The organism is Altererythrobacter rubellus (assembly GCF_030284385.1).
GTDB lineage: Bacteria > Pseudomonadota > Alphaproteobacteria > Sphingomonadales > Sphingomonadaceae > Erythrobacter > Erythrobacter rubellus.
The window spans coordinates 781,609-798,327 of sequence record NZ_CP127221.1; the positions used below are offsets into that span (position 1 = coordinate 781,609).

Below are 16,719 nucleotides of genomic sequence, written 5' to 3' on the forward strand. Positions count from 1 at the left end.
CGATGTCCGCTGAAGTCCATCCTTTGCCGAATGACGTTAAGGCGCCTGCGGGTGAGCACAGTGTGTATCTGGAGGCGTATTTGGCGCCGTTCCGGCAATGGTTGGATCGCGACACAATAACCGAGATTATGGTCAATCGCCCGGGCGAAGTATGGATCGAAGATGCCACAGATCCCGGAATGAAGCGGGTCGAAACGCCTGACATCGATGATGCGCTTGTTCAGCGGCTTGCGGAGCAGGTTGCGCGGGTAAGCCACCAGGGGATCAACCGCGAACACCCATTGCTGGGCGCAACATTGCCGGATGGCGCGCGTATCCAGTTTTGCGGTCCGCCGGCGGCGCGTAAGCACTGGACGATGGCGATCCGCCGTCATCGCCGGCTCGATTTACCGCTAGACGCCTATGATGCCGGACCGCTTTCCAAACCTGTGCCCCCGCAAATGCCTGACCCGCAAGCTGAGCCAATCGCCTATCTCCGTGAAGCGATCCGCCAAAGGCGAACAATTCTGATCTCAGGCGGCACAAGCACAGGCAAGACGACTTTCCTCAACGCCATGTTGAAGGAAATCCCGCGCGATGAACGCGTGGTTCTGGTGGAGGATACACCGGAACTGAAACTGCCGGGAGAGAACGGTGTCGGGCTTGTCGCTGTGAAGGGCGAACTGGGTGAAGCCAAGGTGTCCGCCAACGAATTGTTGCAAGCCGCGCTGCGATTGCGCCCGGACCGGATCGTCTTGGGCGAGCTACGTGGCCAGGAAAGCGTAAGTTTCCTGCGTGCTATCAACACTGGTCACCCGGGCAGCTTTTCTACGATCCACGCCAACAGTCTGCGCGGTGCGTTGGAACAATTGTCGCTAATGGTCATGCAGACCGGTATCGGCCTTACGCGCAGCGATACGATTGCCTACGCAGCTTCTGTAATTGATGTGATTGTTCAGCTTGGCCGCGATGGGACCGGCAAGCGCGGGATTACGGAAATTGCTGATAGCAGCTCGCTTATCTGAATCCTTCGACAATGTATCGTGCGGGAGTTAGAACAGACCACCATGGGCAGCGAACCGGTCAATCTACAACAAAGCCGTCCCGCGGCGACCAGCGGCGATCTCTATTTCAACAGGGAACTGAGCTGGCTGGCGTTTAACGAGCGCGTTCTCGCAGAAGCGAGCAATCCGAACTATCCGCTGCTGGAACGCCTTCGGTTCCTGGCGATCTCCGGAAGCAATCTTGATGAATTCGTGATGATCCGCGTTGCCGGCCTTGCGGGACAGGTGCAGCGCGGGATTGAACGCCTGTCGATTGATGGCAGCACGCCATCGCAGCAGCTTGCCGCGGTTAGAGAGCGGGTCGTGCGGCTTTCGCTCACTCAGGAGAAGACCTGGCGAGAGCTGCATGAGCAATTGTCCGCCAACGGCATCCATGTGGCTGACGAGCACCGCATCTCGCCCGATGCAATTGATTGGCTCGAGACATACTTCCTCGAGGAAATTATGCCGGTTCTCACACCGCAGGCGCTGGATCCGGCCCATCCGTTTCCATTTGTCACCAATGGCGGCTTGGGCCTTCTCTTCACGCTCACACGGCAAGCAGATGATGAGCAAGTTATCGAAATGGTCTTGATCCCGCCTGCTTTGCCTCGATTTGTGCAGGTTCCGGGCGACGATGCGTTGTTTATCTCTGTCGCTAGCCTGATTTGCCGTTTCGCCGATCATGTATTTCCCGGTTTTACGATCGAAGGCGACGGGTTGTTCCGTGTGCTGCGTGACAGCGACATAGAGATCGAGGAAGAAGCCGAAGACCTTGTCCGCACATTCCGCAGCGCAATCCAGCGCCGGCGCAGAGGGCGTGTGATCCAACTCGAACTGGAAGAGGATTTCGATCCCGTTGCCGAGCAGGTCCTGCTCGAACAATTGGGCGTGTCCGATGCGATGGTAATGAGGACCGATGGTATTATCGGGATGAGTTCATTGAGCGAGATTGTGGCCGCGGACCGGCGCGATCTCAAATTCGAAAGCTATAACCCTCGTTATCCTGAACGCATTCGGGAACACGATGGTGACTGTTTCGCTGCCATCCGCGAGAAAGACATCGTCATCCACCACCCTTATGAAAGCTTTGAAGTGGTGGTGGACTTCATCCGGCAGGCCGCGGCAGATCCGGATGTCGTGGCGATCAAGCAAACACTCTATCGTGCAGGCAACCAGTCGGCCATTATCAGCGCGCTCATAGCTGCTGCAGAAGAAGGCAAATCGGTTACCGCGGTGGTTGAGATCAAAGCGCGATTTGATGAAGAGCAAAACCTGATGTGGGCGAGCAAGCTGGAGCGCGCCGGGGTCCAGGTGATTTACGGCTTCGTCGACTGGAAAACACACGCGAAGGTTGCGATGGTCGTGCGGCGCGAGGAAGATGGGTTCCGCACTTATTGCCACTTTGGAACGGGTAATTATCACCCGGTTACCACCCGCACCTATACCGACCTCAGCTTCTTTACCGCTGAACCGGAATTCAGCCGCGATGCGGCAAAGCTTTTCAACTTTGTAAGCGGCTATGTTGAACCGCGCAGTACAGAAGCGCTGGTCATATCACCCATCCATTTGCGCGATCATCTGTACGGATTGATTGATGCAGAGATTGCAAACGCACTCGCGGGGAAGCCAGCAGCGATTTGGGGGAAATGCAATCAGATCACTGATCAGGACATGATCGCCAAGCTCTATGAAGCGAGCCAGGCCGGTGTCGAGATAGAGCTGATCGTGCGCGGTATTTGTTGTTTGCGCCCTGGCGTTGCCGGGGTCAGCGATAACATCCGCGTCAAATCGATCATCGGACGCTTTCTGGAGCATGGACGAATTTACGCGTTCGCCAATGGACATGCGATGCCAAGCAGCAATGCAAAAGTCTACATTTCCTCAGCTGATTTAATGGAACGTAATCTTGATCGACGTGTCGAGGCCCTAATCCCGATCAGAAACCGCACCGTGCATGATCAGGTTCTGCAACAGGTGTTGCTTGCCAATGTTCTTGATAGCGAACAAAGCTGGTGGCTGCGCGAAGACGGCGAATATCTGCGAGCCGAAACCCCTGATAAACCCTTCAACTGTCACCATTACTTCATGACCAACCCTTCTTTGTCGGGCCGGGGTGATGCGCTGGATCCGGACGCAGTACCAAAGCTTTCCTTGCGCAAGGGGCGCGACGCATGAGTTCGACGCGGCGGCGCAGCGACCGGGCGGGCAGCTTCTCGGGCAATGCGGCAGAGCGTGCAATTATCGACATCGGGTCCAATACTGTTCGATTGGTTGTTTATGGCGGGACTATGCGGGCGCCGGTTACGCTGTTGAACGAAAAGGTTGCTGCGCAGCTGGGGCGCGAAATCAAAGCGACCGGACGGTTGGCGCAGGATTCGATTGACCTGGCTATGCGCGGGCTAAAACGTTTTGCCCTGCTTCTTGAAGATTTGGGTGTCGACGATGTCGAAACGGTAGCGACAGCAGCTTCGCGTGATGCTGAAAACGGGCCGGAGTTTCTGGAAGAAGTGCGGGCGCTTGGTTTTGCGCCCAAGCTTCTGGCTGGCGAAGAAGAGGCTGAGGTCAGCGCCCAGGGGGTGATAGGGGCATTTCCCGGAGCCGAAGGAGTGGTTGCCGATCTGGGCGGGGGCAGTCTTGAACTGATCCGCGTTGCTGGCGGAGCAAGCGAGGGTGCCACCACATTCCCGCTTGGTACTTTGCGGCTGCGTGAATATCGCGAAGACAGCGACAACGGGGTCGTGGCTATGCGGCAACGCCTGGCCGGCAAGCTGAAAGACGGCGGGTGGAGCAAGCGCATCAATTCCCCGCTGTATCTGGTTGGTGGTACCTGGCGCGCGATGGCTGTCTACGCGATGGAAATGCGCAAGTTTCCTTTGACTGACCCGCACGCACTTGAGCTGAGCCGGCAACAGGTGCTGGCCCTGGCCCGAAAGCTGGCGCAAGAGGATCCGGACAACCTCAAGCGGGTTCCACGTATCACGGCGATGCGCTCGGAAATCCTTCCGCACGCAGCGGTGCTGTTGCAAGCACTCCTGCGAACACTCAAGCCAGAGACGGTCGTTTTCTCATCCTGGGGACTTCGCGAAGGGCTGATCTATTCACGCCTTGCTGAACACATGCGTGCGCAGGATCCACTATTGGCCGGGGTGTCGCACTTTGCGGCGTCGCGCGGCGCACCACCTCAATTGGCGACCCGGATTGCGGGCTGGGCATCGGAAGCCGTGCCGACCGGCGATTCCGGCAGCGAACGGCTGCGCCTTTCTGCAACAATGCTGGCTCTGGCCGGTATGCAGATTGAACCTAACCTGCGCGTTCCGCTGGCAATCGACTGGGCATTGCACAAGCGCTGGCTTGCGGTCGACGCGGAAGGGCGCGCGATGATGGCGGCAACGTTGGCGGCAAACGGTAACCAGCTCGATCTGCCAAAGCAGCTTATGCTTCTTGCTTCGCGCGAGGCGCTCGAAGAAGCAATCTGCTGGGGACTTGGGATCCGCCTTGCGCGAAGAATTGGTGCCCGCTCACCCAAATCACTGCAAGTCAGCCGTCTCTTGCGAGATGAAGACAGGCTGGTTTTGCGGCTGCAGGAAAGCCATCGTGATCTTTATGGCATACCGGTTGAGAAAGACCTGAAGCTGTTGGCAGAGCGCCTGCAACTGGAACCGGAGGTCGAGATTGTGCCTGACGGCACAGTTTGGGAAACTGCGGTGGAAGATGACTGGTTCGAAGCCGTTCAATAGCCGCTAGTCATCGCGTTTTCCGCTGCTTGCGAACGGGGAGAAGTCCGTTTGCGTATCGTATAGATCGACGCCCTCCGCCGCTTTCAACCGGTTAATCACGATGTAAGTGAACGGGGTAAGCAAAGCTTCCCACAGCGTTTTAATGATCCATTGCGAGATTACGACCTGGACAAGCGTCTCAGGCGGCCAGCCAGCGAGGCCCCAGAACGCCAATGGATAGAAGATCATGCTGTCGAGCCCTTGCCCGACCACGGTCGACCCGATGGTGCGCATCCACAAGAATCGCCCCTCCGTCCAGACCTTCATCTTTGCAAGCACATAGGAATTGGCGAACTCGCCAACCCAGAATGCGGTCATAGAGGCAAGCACAATGCGCCAGCTATTGCCGAACACATTCTCGTAGTCGCTCTGGAATGGCCAGCCATCTGCCGGGGGCAGGGAGACAACCACCCACGCCATGAACGCCATGAACAGCAATGCGGCAAACCCGGTCCAGATTACGCGGCGCGCCCGAGCATAGCCGTAGACCTCGGTCAAAACATCGCCGATAATGTAGCTTATCGGAAAGAACAGCACACCTGCGCCAAAGATCCATGATTCGCCGCCGGGTAGAGTGATGTAGCTCGGTTTACTGGCGCCGATCAGGTTGGACAGCAGCAGGATCGCGACAAACGCCGCCATGACCAGGTCATAATAGCGGAATGCTTGTGGGGCGGAGTCGCTAGTGACGCGTTGAGGCGATTTTTCCATGGGCGAAAGACCTAACGCCATTTGAACCCGCTGCAAAGCACGCTAATGGCAGTTTCGGCGCGCGCCCGTAGCTCATCTGGATAGAGCGCGAGACTTCTAATCTTGAGGCAGCAGGTTCGAGTCCTGCCGGGCGCGCCAGTTTTCAACACACACCGGCTGGGCGAGGCTAGCCCCGCATGACGCTGTCCAACGGCTCTCCTGTCACAGGATAGCCGAGATCTTCACCGATCTGGAGCCACGTTTTGCCTTCCAAGTCTTCCATGAACGGCGTGATTGTGCGCACGGGGATCGCCTCAGCTTGAGCCTTGGCCTCTTCGAAAGTGCTGAAAAGTGCAAGCCGTTCCAGGTTGCGGCGAGTCGGAAAGATGACCTTGATGTCACCCTTCTCGGCAGCCTCCAGGGCTCCCTTCGCAGATACCCAGAATAGATGCGTATTCTCAGAAAGGTCAGCAGCAATATCGACCGCCCCGGTTCCCAGATTCGCAAGGTAAAACCGCGTGTCATAGACGCGCGGAATACGCTCGTTCTTGGGATACCATCGGGCAAAGGGCGTTAACTGATCGAGATCGAGTTCCCAGCCGAAGTGGTCAAGCACTGGCGCAAGCTCACCGGTTTCCTGAAGGAAGTGCCGGGCTGCCTGCGCTTTGCTGGCGTCGATATCACCGGAAAGGCCGATAACAAGGCCGGTCTCTTCCAGAGTTTCGCGAACCACCGCTATCTGATGCGCGGCTTCATCTGGCTCGAGCGACCCGCCCATCATCGCCCCAAGCTCAAAGTCGGCCGGGTCGACCCGGCCACCGGGGAACACGGCCATGCCGCCGGCAAACACCATTTCGCGACTGCGGATCGTCATCAGGATCTCGGGCGGGCCATCGTCCGGTCCGTTGCGAAAAATTATGACGGTTGCAGCAGGAATGGCGTCAGGCGCTTGGGTGTCAGGTGTGTTCATCGGCAATCTTATGCGCATAGCGGCAAGCAATTGCCACCCAGCAAAATCGCCAAGCTGTCGGAAATTCTAACACTCGAGGGTCGGGTAAGGAATTGGCAACCATCGCAAGACGCGGAAAAGGTCCAATCCGTGAAACTGGCATGCTCGATGCATAGTAATTGGCATACGAGTTAGTCTTCGTGAATGAGGCAGTGCCGCAGTCTCCCTGGCCCGCTTCCCCGAAACAAAGAAAGCCGCCCCACTGGTACCCCGGGGCGGCTTTCTTTTTGTCCTGGTCGATTGGGTCTGGCTTTAGCTGTCTGCTTTCGCCACCTGCTTTTCATCCAGCAGTTGCTGCAATTCGCCTGCTTCGAACATTTCCATCATGATGTCGCTACCGCCAAGGAATTCACCTTTTACGTAGAGCTGCGGTATGGTTGGCCAGTCAGAGAAGGCTTTGATCCCCTGACGGATTTCCATGTCCTGCAACACATCCACGCCTTCATAGGCAACGCCGCAGTGATCCAGAATGGCCACGGCGCGGCTGGAAAAGCCGCATTGCGGGAACAGGGGGGTGCCTTTCATGAACAGGACAACATCGTTGTCATTCACGAGAGTGGAAATGCGTACGTCAGTGTCAGACATGGTGGCTAAAACCTGAAAGTTGAAATTCTTGCTCAATCCGAAGTGGGAATTGCGGTCGTCAGTTGCAAGGCATGCAGAACTCCGCCCATACGGCCACCCAAGGCTTCGTAGACCATCTTGTGTTGCTGGACGCGGTTCTTGCCTGCGAATTGCGGAGCGGTAACCTTGGCTGCCCAATGGTCATTGTCTCCGGCAAGATCAGTCATCTCCACCACCGCGCCGGGAAGCGCGGCAGTGATCATGCTAGTGATTTCGGATGCCGACATCGGCATGTGATCAGCTCTCACTCATGAGTTGGCGGCGTGCTTCGACCGAACATTCATCCAGCTTGGCACGGATGTCGGCTTCGCTGACATCACTCTCTGCTGCGGTCAGATCGCCCAGAACCTTGCGGATTACATCTTCGTCGCCCGCTTCTTCGAAGTCAGCTTGCACTACTGCCTTCTTATAGGCATCGGTTTCTTCTTCGGTCAGGCCCATCAGGCACGCTGCCCACTCACCCAGCAAGCGGTTGCGGCGTGCGGCCACGCGGAACGCGGTGTCCTCGTCCATCGCGAACTTGGCTTCTTCTGCGCGCTCGCGGTCTTTGAAATCGGTCATTGTGTCAGTCCCCTCGGGATTGTCTCTAAAAGCGAAATAGGGTTCACCGCCGCATGCGGCAAGGCGCTTTAGTCCATCGTCACTACAAGCTTGCCGACGGCTTGCCGGTTTTCAAGTTTCGCAATTGCGTCACCGCCGCGCTCCAGCGGGAATGTTTCTGACACCAGCGGGTCTATCTTCCCGTCCTTCATCATTTGGAACAGCTCTTCCACTTGCTGGCGGAACTTCACCGGTTCGCGTGCGGTGAACGCGCCCCAGAAGACACCCGCAATGTCACAGCTTTTCAACAGCGTCAGGTTGAGCGGCATCTTGGCGATTCCTGCCGGGAAGCCGACCACCAGGAACTTTCCTTCCCAAGCGATCGAACGCAGCGCAGGCTCGGAATATTGCCCGCCAACAATGTCATAGACGATGTCGGCACCTTCCGGGCCGCAAGCCGCCTTGAACGCATTGGCGAGCGCCTTTGACGCGTCCTTGTCCATCTCGCCTTTGGGATAGATCACGACCTCGTCTGCACCTGCGCGCTTGGCGACCTCGCCTTTTTCTTCAGAGGATACCGCCGCTACTACGCGCGCACCAAAAGCCTTGGAAAGTTCTACGGCTGACAGGCCAACGCCGCCTGCCGCACCAAGCACCAGCACGGTGTCGCCTTCCTTGATGTGTCCGCGATCCTTCAAACCGTGGATCGTCGTGCCGTAAGTCATCAGCAGGCTGGCTGCCTTTTCGAATGCCACGCCATCTGGGATCGGAAACATGCGGCCAGCGGGGACGATAACCTTCTCTGCCAGTCCGCCATTACCAATCCCGGCCATGACCTTGTCGCCCACGGCATAGCCTTCCACGCCTTCGCCCACTGCTTCGATCACGCCCGCGATCTCGCCACCCGGAGAGTACGGACGCTCTGGCTTGAACTGGTACATGTCGCGGATCATCAACGTGTCGGGATAGTTGATCGCGCAAGCCTTTACATCAACCAGCACTTCGCCCTTGCCCGGGGTAGGGACCTCGACTTCGTCCAGCGTGAGCGTTTCCGGGCCGCCAATTTGGTGCGTACGTAGTGCCTTCATGATGTGACTTGTGTCCCTCTCTCGATCCAGGGCATCTCTTGACCCCGGCGTTGTTCGTAATTTGCAATGGCCGCATCGCGCGCCAGCGTTAGCCCGATCTCGTCCAGCCCTTCCATCAGACATTGCTTGCGGAAAGGGTCGATTTCGAATGTGAAGCGATCCTGAAATCGCGTGGTCACGGTCTGGCTTTCCAGATCGATTGTGATCTCGTCCGTCTCTGCCACTTCCAGCAGGCGGTCCACCGCCTCTTGTGGCAGCACAACGGTCAGGATGCCGTTCTTGAACGCATTGCCTGAGAATATGTCGGAAAAACTCGGCGCGATGACCGCCTTGATGCCCAGGTCGCCCAGCGCCCAGGCCGCGTGTTCGCGGCTGGATCCGCAGCCGAAATTGTCGCCCGCCATAAGGATGGGTGAGCCGGCGTAGCGTTCGTCATCGAACACATTGTCCGGCTGCGCACGCACGCTTTCAAATGCGCCTTTGCCCAATCCCTCTCGCGTGATGGTCTTGAGCCATTCAGCCGGAATGATGACGTCCGTATCGACGTTTTTAGCCCCATACGGGTAAGCGCGGCCTTCGATTTCGCGTACTTTTTCCATTATTTGGCTGACTCCGGGAAGGTCGGGAGCCGATCAAGGTGACGCGAGTCATGCTGGATGATCACCGTTGCATCAAGCGACTTGGCTATTGCGTCGAAACGCGCCATCGAAGCGAGTGTGTCCGCGCGATTGGTGTTAAACTGGGGTACCCCGCGGTTCGTTACCTGTTCTTCGAAGTGATAAAGATCCCCGGTCAGCAAGACGTCACCTTTCTCGGGAAGGCGGACCAGCAAACTGGCGTGGCCCGGTGTGTGGCCCGGCGTTGCCTTGATCAAGACCGATCCGTCACCGAAAACATCGTGGTCTTGTGCAATCGCTGTAACCGGCGCTGTATCTTCGCCCAGCCATGGCGTGAAAGGACGTGGATCGACCAACTGATTGGGTTCCTGTGCTGCCTTCACCACATCCCAATCAGCAGCGCCGATCAAGAGCGTTGCATCGGGGAAATCGGCAAGCTGGCTCGTGTGGTCAAAATGATAATGGCTTACTGCAGCAAGGTTTATGTCCTCGGGGCTCAGCGTGAGTTCAGCCAACTGATCGACCAGCGATCGTTTCATTGAAACTGTGAAAGCGCCTTCTGTGTAACTGATGCCGATCAGGTCCTTCGACAGGCCTGCATCCCACAACATGTACTGATCGGCGTTCCGGATCAGATAGCAATTGACGACCAGCGTGCGCTCCTCACCGTCATAAAGGTGGGCATCAGAGAAATCGCCCGCGTCGCTTAGCTCAATCGTGCCGCAGTCGAGCTGCCACATCTCAAGATCAGGAGCTTCTTGTGCGCTAACCGGAGCTGCCAAGCTGGTGGCCATGGCAAGCGAAAAGATTATTGGTTTCACGGTCGGCTCTCCCTTTTTGAGCTGCGCTTTCAATCGGTCTCGGGCTTTTCGCCTGACGGAACCGTTGGCTTGGGCTCTTCCTTCTTTTTGCGCTTGTTGGCGTAAAGAAGCGCAGCGGCGATTGCTGCGGAACCGATTGCTGCGGCGCCAATGGCGGCTTTGGATTTCTTGGTCATAGTTTCTTCTTGGCGTTGGGGGCTGAAGTTAACAAGCGCGAAAACGGTTGTAGAGCTAGGAGGGGGCTTGAGCAGATGACTCAGCCTTCGGCTCTTCCTGTGCAACTGTTCCGCATTTCATACAAAAGCGGAAAAATGCCATCTTGCGCGTGTCGCAAGAGCTGCATGTGTCGAACAATGTCATGCCGCAATGAACGCAAAAATTGGTCTCTATTCCTTCCATTTTCGCAATCGGGCGATCGCATCCGGGACACACGCTGGAAGACATCTTCTTGAATGCGTCATCGTGTGACACAAGTTTGCGACGTTCATCCTCAGCCTTTTGTTCCACCTCTTGCCGCTTGGCCAGATATTGGCGCATGTTTTTGATGAGGAAGTGCCCGGCAGCAAAGGTCAGGATTATGCCAACGCCATAACGAACGTAGCCACCATAACTGGGCAGGTAGGGCACAAGCTCGACGAAGAAGACAAAGATTGATGCAAGTACAAAGCCGCGCGAAATTGGCCAGTATTCACCCTTCCGGCGCTTCGCTACCAGCCAGGCGGCAAAGGCCAGCATCGGCAGCGTAATCAGCAATCTTAGAGCAAAGATGCGCAATTCCTGCCAGAATTGTGCTCTCTCATATGCGGGAATGCCGCTAAGTTCCGCGGTGGATAGCCGGTCGAAAACCGCATTCGATCTTTGATCAAGCTCTGTCAGTTCGGTTTCGAGTGCGCTGACCGAATTGCCTACAGAGCGTTCATTCTGCTGGAGCTGTTCCAGCTCTCTGGTTCGGCGAATGACCTCTGGATCCTGAGTGGGATCGGTTGTTGCTCTGCGTGTTTGTATCCAGGCTTCGAACGTCTGTTTTGCAGATGCAGTTTCCGACTCGGCTTGTCGTTGCTGGATACGCAGAAGATCAAGCCGGTCGCTGACCGTTGCGCGATCATCATTGATTGCACGCATCTCGCTGCGAAGTTGAATAACTTCAGGTGTCTCAACGAAATCGCTACGCTCAACACGGGTTTCGACTTGAGGAAGATCGCCAATGATCAGATTGCCGAAACCGACCAGGAATGCGGCGAACACAATCGAAACGAGCCAAAGGACGCCCTTATAGAGCCGTTCGGGGACCCGAATTCCCTTCATCACATCCATCTCATTGATCCTTTCCAGACGCCGACATTACCGTAGGTGGAAACCCAATCCTTAAATGTTTGGGCAATTCACTCAAGCGAACTGTCGCACATCGGCGAGGTGTCCGGCAACGGCTGCTGCGGCAGCCATCGCTGGTGAAACGAGGTGAGTGCGGGCCCCCGGGCCTTGTCGACCGACAAAATTACGGTTGGAGGTCGACGCACATCGTTCGCCCGGCGGTACTTTGTCCGGGTTCATGCCCAGGCACGCTGAGCAGCCCGGTTCGCGCCATTCAAATCCTGCATCCTTGAAAATCCGGTCCAGACCTTCGTCTTCCGCCATGGCTTTTACGAGGCCAGATCCCGGCACAACTATGGCCCATTTGACGTTGTCTGCCTTCTTGCGGCCTTGGAGGATGTGGGCGGCAGCGCGCAGATCCTCGATCCGGCTGTTGGTGCAGCTGCCAATGAAGATATTCTCGACCGCAATATCCTCGATGCGCTGCCCCGGCGTAAGTCCCATATACTCCAGGCTCTTGGCTGCTGCTTGCTGCTTCGACGGGTCAGCAAAACTGGCGGGATCAGGCACTACGCCGCCAATCGCGACAGTGTCTTCGGGGCTGGTGCCCCAGGTTACCGTAGGTTCAATGTCGCGCGCATCGATAGTGACCGACTTGTCGAAACTCGCCCCTTCATCGCTATGCAGCGTTTTCCAGTAAGCGACCGCTTCGTCCCATTCATCGCCCTTGGGTGCAAGAGGGCGGCCTTTGAGATAGCGGAACACAGTTTCATCCGGCGCAATCAAGCCAGCGCGCGCACCCGCTTCAATGCTCATATTGCAGACGGTCAGGCGCTCTTCGACACTCATTTGTTCGAACACAGGACCGCGATATTCGATCACGTAGCCTGTGCCACCGGCTGCGCCGATTGTGCCGATGATATGCAGGATCAAGTCCTTCGCGGTCACCCCTTCGCCAAGTTCGCCTTCAACCCGCACCTCCATCGATTTGGAGCGCTTCAGCTGCAGCGTTTGCGTCGCCAGAACATGTTCGACTTCGCTGGTGCCGATGCCAAAGGCCAGCGCGCCAATCCCGCCGTGGCTGGCGGTGTGCGAGTCGCCGCAAACAATGGTTGTGCCGGGCAGAGAGAAGCCTTGTTCCGGCCCGACAACATGCACAATTCCCTGAGCAGCGGCCGTGGCATCGATGTAACGGATGCCGAATGCGGGTGCATTGGCTTCAAGAGCCTCAAGCTGTTGCGCGCTCATAGGATCAGCGATGGGAATGCGCTTACCGCCTGCATCGACCCGCGGCGTAGTGGGCAGGTTGTGGTCCGGCACAGCCAGCGTCAGATCAGGTCGGCGCACTTTGCGTCCCTGCAGTCGCAGCGCTTCAAACGCTTGCGGGCTGGTGACTTCATGCACCAGATGCCGGTCGATATAGATCAGCGATGTTCCATCATCGCGTGTCTCGACAACGTGGGTATCCCAGATCTTTTCGTATAATGTGCGGGGTTTGCTGGCCATTGGGTTATCCTCTGATCAGACCGGATTAGCGGCCTTCGCGCAACACTGGCAAGCTGATTAGAGACCACGATTGCTTCAGTCATGGAAAAGCAAACTATTCGTGCTTAACTTACACAGATGTCAGCAACGCCATTTAGATTTCCGATCAAAGTCCTCCCGGAAGATATCGACTTCATGGGGCATGTGAACAACGCCCGCTATCTCAACTGGGTGCAAGATGCTGTGTTAGCGCATTGGAACAAGCTGGCACCTGCCGATGATGTGGCGAGCAAGGCATGGGTCGCGCTCAAGCACGAGATCACCTATCGCAAACCAGCGTTCCTCGAGGATGATGTGATTGCGCAAACTGTGCTGGAGCATTTTCAGGGCGCACGGGCGTTCTACAAGACTGTGATCAGCCGCGGCGAGGAAGTGCTGGCTGAAGTGCAATCAAGCTGGTGCTGCATCGATGCGAAGACCTTGCGCCCGGCCAAGATTGGCGATCACTTGCGTGAGTTCTTTTTTCCTGAAGTGTAATGCCCTATACGGCGCCTATCGTGTCGTATCCGGTATCTCTCCCTTCGCGCAATTCTCAGCGTATGTTCGGCCTTGTCCTGGGCGCACTTATCGCTGGCAGCTGGCTGGGCATTCATTTCTATGCGATGTTTGTTTTTGAACTGAGCTGGAACGCGTGGCCGCAAGTGCTGCTGATGGCCGCACTGCAATGTTGGCTATCGGTCGGGGTCTTTATCGTGTGTCACGATGCGATGCATGGTTCGCTTGCACCGGGCTGGAAAAGTACAAACTCCGGAATCGGTGCAATCCTGTTGTTCCTCTATGCGGGCTTTGCCTGGCGAAAGATACGCGATGCACATTTCGCGCATCACAAGCACACCGGTGAGGACGGCGATCCCGATTTCGACACCGCGCACCCGACACAATTCTGGGCATGGTACTGGACCTTCTTCAGGCGGTATTTCGGCTGGCAATCACTGATTTACGTCAACACCGTGGTCGGCATTTATCTGTTCGTGTTTGACATACCGTTTATGCAGATATTCCTGCTGTATGGGGCGCCAGCGCTGCTATCCTCACTTCAGCTATTTTATTTCGGCACCTATCGCCCACATCGGCATGGCGAGGGAGCGTTCGCTGACGGGCACAATGCGCGCTCTGACAATTTCAGCACGCTTGCAAGCCTCGCCAGCTGTTTCCATTTCGGCTATCATCTGGAGCATCACCGTCGCCCCGATGTCCCCTGGTGGGCATTGCCTGGCGCGCGGCGTGCAGGAGTAGCCGCATGAGCTGGTGGGAAATCATCGCAATCGTCCTTGCCGCGCTGATCGGTATGGAATTCTTTGCCTGGTATGCGCACAAATACATCATGCACGGCTGGGGCTGGGCATGGCATCGTGACCATCATGAGCCGCATGACAATACTCTGGAAAAGAATGATCTGTTCGCTGTCGTCTTCGGCACAATCAACGCGGTAATGTATATCTACGGTGCGCTCTATTCGGATACGCTATGGTGGTTTGCGCTGGGAATCACGCTTTATGGCGTGATCTACACACTGGTTCACGACGGGCTCGTGCATCAACGTTATTTCCGCTGGGTGCCTAAGAAAGGCTATGCCAAACGGCTCGTGCAGGCGCACAAGTTACACCACGCCACAATCGGCAAGGAAGGTGGGGTCAGCTTCGGATTTGTCTTCGCGCGTGATCCAGTAAAGTTGAAGGCGGAACTGAAAGAACAGCGCACAGCCGGTATTGCCAAGGTCCGCGAAGCTGATTTGAGTTAGGACGCACGGACGAGCTCTTCATAATAATCGAATAGCGTTTCACGACCGAATTCGGGCGTGGCGTCCGCATCGTATCGTCGCTGTTTTTCATCCCAAACCAGCATGCTTTCCGTGGCGTAATAGCGGCCGATCTTGGCATATTCAGCCTTTGCGGCTGCGCGCTTTGATACTAGGCCCACTAGGCTGAGCGCGCCGATGATTGCATTCATCAGCACAATGGGCACGCGGCGATAGCGTGGTTTGCATCCCGTCAATCGAAACAACTCTTCGCCTTGTTCCAATGGCGTGATCGCGGGGCCGGGTCCGCCGATGGGCAGCATGCGATCGTGTCGCGCCGGATCATCGATGCAGCCGACGATATAGCGCGCCAGATCGCTATCACTGATCGGCTTGCACCGCGTTAGCTCGCCATTGCTGAAAAGCAGGTAGGGTTTACCTGATCTCACGCGCTCGACCTGACCAGACAGCGATTTGAAGAAAGCCGTGGGGCGCACAATGGAGTAGGTAAGGCCGCTTTCGATTAGTTCTTTTTCAAAGGCGAGTTTAGCGTGCTGAAAAGCCAGTTTGGGCTTTTGCACACAGATTGCAGACACCAGTATGAAATGTCTTACGTCGTGTGTCTGCGCAGCCTTCAGTATGTCACTGTTTGCTTGGTAATCCACGGCCCATGCATCCTCAGGCACGCCTGTACGCGATGCAATGCATGAGATCGCAACATCGAATTTCTCGGTCCCAAACACATCCACGAGAGCTCCAGACCTGATTTTGCATCCAGAGAGGTCGTCTGGGACATCGCTGGTGCTGCGCAGCGCGCAGACTATTTCGTATCCGCATCGAAGCAGCTCTTTCGCAACGGCTTTGCCTATTGTGCCGCTCGCTCCGAAAAGAACGACGCGCTTACTCATTGCGAGTCCAGATCCAACCGCCTGCAGTCACAAGAATAGCAATCGAAACCCAATGCCACGGATCGCCCAGAGCATACCATGTGAAGATCGCGCCGACGCTCATTGCGCCAATTGCCATATATTTGGCGCGACGATTTATCGTGCGCCGCTCTCGCCAATCGAGAACCTGTGGCCCCCAATGCGGGTGATCGAGGATCTTCTGCTCCCACGCAGGGTTGCTGCGCGCAAAGCAGAATACGGCCACAAGCAGAAACGGCACTGTCGGCATGATCGGCAGGAATGCTCCGACCGCCGCCAGACCCACTGCGATGATCCCCCCCGCTGCATAAAGCGGGCGCATGTCAAATCTCCGGGTCAGGCATCGGCAAGCCGCGCGGCATGTTCGCGGACCAGCGCGATCATGTTGGGCACGCCTTGTGTGCGGTTGGAGGAAAGCTGGTTCTTAAGATCGAACGGCGCAAGCATGGCGGTTACGTCCATAGCTGCGACTTCATGGGCTGGTTTGTCCTGCACAGCTGAAATCACCAGCGCGACGATGCCTTTGGTAATCGCAGCATTGCTGTCAGCCAGGAAGTGCAGTTTGCCGCCGTTGTCAGTGGGATAGACCCAGACGCTGGCAGAGCAGCCTCGCACCAGTGTAGCATTGGTTTTGAGGGCATCGGGCATCGGGTCCAGCTCACGGCCCAGCTCGATCAGCAGACGATAGCGCTCATCGCCTTCGAGAAAATCATATTCTTCGCGTATGTCATCAAGGTATCGCATGATAGCGCATCTAAGCGCTTTGGCTCACAAATCCACCCCGCTGGCGATCGCTTCCAGCTTTTTGATGCGTTCTTTAAGGTCCGCAATCTCAATCCGTGCTGCGCTATTGCCTACACCCCCTTCGATTTCACCAGAGGCGCTGTCGAGCTCTCGCTGCTTCAGCGCAAGCCAGCCATGCCAGGCCTTTAGCAATGCAAATGCTACGACACACAAGCCGACTATAGATGCTGCGGCAATGATTATTGTTGGCTCAAACATTCCCTCA

At 56.6% G+C, this 16,719-nt stretch carries 21 protein-coding genes and 1 tRNA gene; 7 read left to right on the top strand and 15 right to left on the bottom strand.

The window, feature by feature from the left end:
* Positions 1-2: 2 nt before the first annotated feature.
* From virB11 to QQX03_RS03910, 3 genes are read left to right on the top strand one after another with little or no spacing between them, the layout of a single operon-like run.
* Positions 3-1,004 (top strand): P-type DNA transfer ATPase VirB11, encoded by a 1,002-nt coding sequence (gene virB11 / locus QQX03_RS03900; protein WP_285976950.1) that lies wholly within the window; start codon positions 3-5, stop codon positions 1,002-1,004.
* A gap of 42 nt (positions 1,005-1,046) precedes the next feature.
* Complete coding sequence (locus tag QQX03_RS03905; protein WP_285976566.1) at positions 1,047-3,200, top strand: RNA degradosome polyphosphate kinase; 2,154 nt, start codon at positions 1,047-1,049, stop codon at positions 3,198-3,200.
* Positions 3,197-4,762, top strand: coding sequence for a Ppx/GppA family phosphatase (locus tag QQX03_RS03910; protein WP_285976567.1), 1,566 nt, complete (start codon positions 3,197-3,199; stop codon positions 4,760-4,762). The genes QQX03_RS03905 and QQX03_RS03910 overlap by 4 nt, the downstream gene beginning before the upstream one ends.
* A 3-nt stretch (positions 4,763-4,765) precedes the next feature.
* Here the strand turns inward: QQX03_RS03910 and QQX03_RS03915 are convergent, their stop codons facing one another.
* Positions 4,766-5,512: a queuosine precursor transporter gene (locus QQX03_RS03915; RefSeq protein ID WP_285976568.1), complete on the bottom strand. Its 747-nt coding sequence runs from the start codon at positions 5,510-5,512 to the stop codon at positions 4,766-4,768.
* A gap of 61 nt (positions 5,513-5,573) precedes the next feature.
* Between QQX03_RS03915 and QQX03_RS03920 the strand changes: the two genes are divergently transcribed.
* Positions 5,574-5,650 (top strand) — tRNA-Arg (locus QQX03_RS03920).
* A gap of 28 nt (positions 5,651-5,678) precedes the next feature.
* Here QQX03_RS03920 and QQX03_RS03925 read toward each other — a convergent pair.
* The 10 genes from QQX03_RS03925 to leuC form a co-directional block, all read right to left on the bottom strand.
* Positions 5,679-6,461, bottom strand: coding sequence for an NUDIX hydrolase (locus QQX03_RS03925; protein WP_285976569.1), 783 nt, complete (start codon positions 6,459-6,461; stop codon positions 5,679-5,681).
* Positions 6,462-6,752: 291 nt separating this feature from the next.
* Positions 6,753-7,085, bottom strand: a complete 333-nt coding sequence (grxD, locus tag QQX03_RS03930; protein ID WP_285976570.1) for a Grx4 family monothiol glutaredoxin — start codon at positions 7,083-7,085, stop codon at positions 6,753-6,755.
* Positions 7,086-7,117: 32 nt separating this feature from the next.
* A complete protein-coding gene (locus QQX03_RS03935; protein WP_285976571.1) occupies positions 7,118-7,357 on the bottom strand; it encodes a BolA family transcriptional regulator in 240 nt (79 codons plus the stop codon).
* Positions 7,358-7,361: 4 nt separating this feature from the next.
* Positions 7,362-7,685: a DUF1476 domain-containing protein gene (locus QQX03_RS03940; protein ID WP_285976572.1), complete on the bottom strand. Its 324-nt coding sequence runs from the start codon at positions 7,683-7,685 to the stop codon at positions 7,362-7,364.
* 68 nt (positions 7,686-7,753) lie between these two features.
* Positions 7,754-8,752 carry an NADPH:quinone oxidoreductase family protein gene (locus tag QQX03_RS03945; protein WP_285976573.1) on the bottom strand — a complete coding sequence of 333 codons (999 nt, stop codon included), beginning with the start codon at positions 8,750-8,752 and terminating at the stop codon, positions 7,754-7,756.
* A complete protein-coding gene (gene leuD, locus QQX03_RS03950) occupies positions 8,749-9,351 on the bottom strand; it encodes a 3-isopropylmalate dehydratase small subunit (protein ID WP_285976574.1) in 603 nt (200 codons plus the stop codon). Before leuD ends, QQX03_RS03945 begins: the two co-directional genes overlap by 4 nt.
* Positions 9,351-10,190: an N-acyl homoserine lactonase family protein gene (locus tag QQX03_RS03955; RefSeq protein ID WP_285976575.1), complete on the bottom strand. Its 840-nt coding sequence runs from the start codon at positions 10,188-10,190 to the stop codon at positions 9,351-9,353. The genes leuD and QQX03_RS03955 overlap by 1 nt, the downstream gene beginning before the upstream one ends.
* Before the next feature lie 29 nt (positions 10,191-10,219).
* Positions 10,220-10,366, bottom strand: coding sequence for an isopropylmalate isomerase (locus QQX03_RS03960; protein WP_285976576.1), 147 nt, complete (start codon positions 10,364-10,366; stop codon positions 10,220-10,222).
* Between the two features lie 55 nt (positions 10,367-10,421).
* Positions 10,422-11,495 (bottom strand): zinc ribbon domain-containing protein, encoded by a 1,074-nt coding sequence (locus QQX03_RS03965; protein ID WP_285976577.1) that lies wholly within the window; start codon positions 11,493-11,495, stop codon positions 10,422-10,424.
* 81 nt (positions 11,496-11,576) lie between these two features.
* Positions 11,577-13,007 carry a 3-isopropylmalate dehydratase large subunit gene (gene leuC, locus QQX03_RS03970; RefSeq protein ID WP_285976578.1) on the bottom strand — a complete coding sequence of 477 codons (1,431 nt, stop codon included), beginning with the start codon at positions 13,005-13,007 and terminating at the stop codon, positions 11,577-11,579.
* Positions 13,008-13,124: 117 nt separating this feature from the next.
* Between leuC and QQX03_RS03975 the strand changes: the two genes are divergently transcribed.
* From QQX03_RS03975 to QQX03_RS03985, 3 genes are all read left to right on the top strand, one after another.
* Positions 13,125-13,523 (top strand): acyl-CoA thioesterase, encoded by a 399-nt coding sequence (locus QQX03_RS03975; protein WP_285976579.1) that lies wholly within the window; start codon positions 13,125-13,127, stop codon positions 13,521-13,523.
* A gap of 62 nt (positions 13,524-13,585) precedes the next feature.
* A complete protein-coding gene (locus QQX03_RS03980; RefSeq protein ID WP_285976580.1) occupies positions 13,586-14,290 on the top strand; it encodes a fatty acid desaturase in 705 nt (234 codons plus the stop codon).
* A complete protein-coding gene (locus QQX03_RS03985; protein ID WP_285976581.1) occupies positions 14,287-14,787 on the top strand; it encodes a sterol desaturase family protein in 501 nt (166 codons plus the stop codon). The genes QQX03_RS03980 and QQX03_RS03985 overlap by 4 nt, the downstream gene beginning before the upstream one ends.
* Here QQX03_RS03985 and QQX03_RS03990 read toward each other — a convergent pair.
* Genes QQX03_RS03990 through QQX03_RS04005 form a run of 4 tightly spaced genes read right to left on the bottom strand, consistent with a single transcriptional unit; the run spans position 14,784 to position 16,712 of the window.
* On the bottom strand, positions 14,784-15,692 hold the full coding sequence (locus tag QQX03_RS03990) for an NAD(P)H-binding protein (protein ID WP_285976582.1): 909 nt from the start codon (positions 15,690-15,692) through the stop codon (positions 14,784-14,786). The two genes, QQX03_RS03985 and QQX03_RS03990, sit on opposite strands and share 4 nt — an antisense overlap.
* Entirely contained in the window at positions 15,685-16,032 is a 348-nt protein-coding gene (locus QQX03_RS03995; protein ID WP_285976583.1) for a YbaN family protein, read from the bottom strand. The genes QQX03_RS03990 and QQX03_RS03995 overlap by 8 nt, the downstream gene beginning before the upstream one ends.
* A 14-nt stretch (positions 16,033-16,046) precedes the next feature.
* The gene (locus QQX03_RS04000; protein ID WP_285976584.1) at positions 16,047-16,454 is read right to left on the bottom strand and encodes a SufE family protein; all 408 of its coding nucleotides are present in this window, start codon (positions 16,452-16,454) and stop codon (positions 16,047-16,049) included.
* 24 nt (positions 16,455-16,478) lie between these two features.
* Positions 16,479-16,712: a hypothetical protein gene (locus tag QQX03_RS04005; protein WP_285976585.1), complete on the bottom strand. Its 234-nt coding sequence runs from the start codon at positions 16,710-16,712 to the stop codon at positions 16,479-16,481.
* Positions 16,713-16,719: the final 7 nt, after the last annotated feature.

Excerpts from the sequence above, each read along its gene's own strand:
- virB11 (WP_285976950.1), top strand. The coding sequence starts at position 3 with ATGTCCGCTGAAGTCCATCCTTTGCCGAATGACGTTAAGGCGCCTGCG.
- QQX03_RS03945 (WP_285976573.1), bottom strand. The coding sequence starts at position 8,752 with ATGAAGGCACTACGTACGCACCAAATTGGCGGCCCGGAAACGCTCACG.
- QQX03_RS03975 (WP_285976579.1), top strand. The coding sequence starts at position 13,125 with ATGTCAGCAACGCCATTTAGATTTCCGATCAAAGTCCTCCCGGAAGAT.
- QQX03_RS03985 (WP_285976581.1), top strand. The coding sequence starts at position 14,287 with ATGAGCTGGTGGGAAATCATCGCAATCGTCCTTGCCGCGCTGATCGGT.
- leuC (WP_285976578.1), bottom strand. The coding sequence starts at position 13,007 with ATGGCCAGCAAACCCCGCACATTATACGAAAAGATCTGGGATACCCAC.
- QQX03_RS03905 (WP_285976566.1), top strand. The coding sequence starts at position 1,047 with ATGGGCAGCGAACCGGTCAATCTACAACAAAGCCGTCCCGCGGCGACC.
- QQX03_RS03940 (WP_285976572.1), bottom strand. The coding sequence starts at position 7,685 with ATGACCGATTTCAAAGACCGCGAGCGCGCAGAAGAAGCCAAGTTCGCG.
- QQX03_RS03915 (WP_285976568.1), bottom strand. The coding sequence starts at position 5,512 with ATGGAAAAATCGCCTCAACGCGTCACTAGCGACTCCGCCCCACAAGCA.
- QQX03_RS03990 (WP_285976582.1), bottom strand. The coding sequence starts at position 15,692 with ATGAGTAAGCGCGTCGTTCTTTTCGGAGCGAGCGGCACAATAGGCAAA.
- grxD (WP_285976570.1), bottom strand. The coding sequence starts at position 7,085 with ATGTCTGACACTGACGTACGCATTTCCACTCTCGTGAATGACAACGAT.
- QQX03_RS03980 (WP_285976580.1), top strand. The coding sequence starts at position 13,586 with ATGTTCGGCCTTGTCCTGGGCGCACTTATCGCTGGCAGCTGGCTGGGC.
- QQX03_RS03925 (WP_285976569.1), bottom strand. The coding sequence starts at position 6,461 with ATGAACACACCTGACACCCAAGCGCCTGACGCCATTCCTGCTGCAACC.
- QQX03_RS03965 (WP_285976577.1), bottom strand. The coding sequence starts at position 11,495 with ATGAAGGGAATTCGGGTCCCCGAACGGCTCTATAAGGGCGTCCTTTGG.
- QQX03_RS03910 (WP_285976567.1), top strand. The coding sequence starts at position 3,197 with ATGAGTTCGACGCGGCGGCGCAGCGACCGGGCGGGCAGCTTCTCGGGC.
- leuD (WP_285976574.1), bottom strand. The coding sequence starts at position 9,351 with ATGGAAAAAGTACGCGAAATCGAAGGCCGCGCTTACCCGTATGGGGCT.
- QQX03_RS03935 (WP_285976571.1), bottom strand. The coding sequence starts at position 7,357 with ATGCCGATGTCGGCATCCGAAATCACTAGCATGATCACTGCCGCGCTT.
- QQX03_RS04005 (WP_285976585.1), bottom strand. The coding sequence starts at position 16,712 with ATGTTTGAGCCAACAATAATCATTGCCGCAGCATCTATAGTCGGCTTG.
- QQX03_RS03995 (WP_285976583.1), bottom strand. The coding sequence starts at position 16,032 with ATGCGCCCGCTTTATGCAGCGGGGGGGATCATCGCAGTGGGTCTGGCG.
- QQX03_RS04000 (WP_285976584.1), bottom strand. The coding sequence starts at position 16,454 with ATGCGATACCTTGATGACATACGCGAAGAATATGATTTTCTCGAAGGC.
- QQX03_RS03960 (WP_285976576.1), bottom strand. The coding sequence starts at position 10,366 with ATGACCAAGAAATCCAAAGCCGCCATTGGCGCCGCAGCAATCGGTTCC.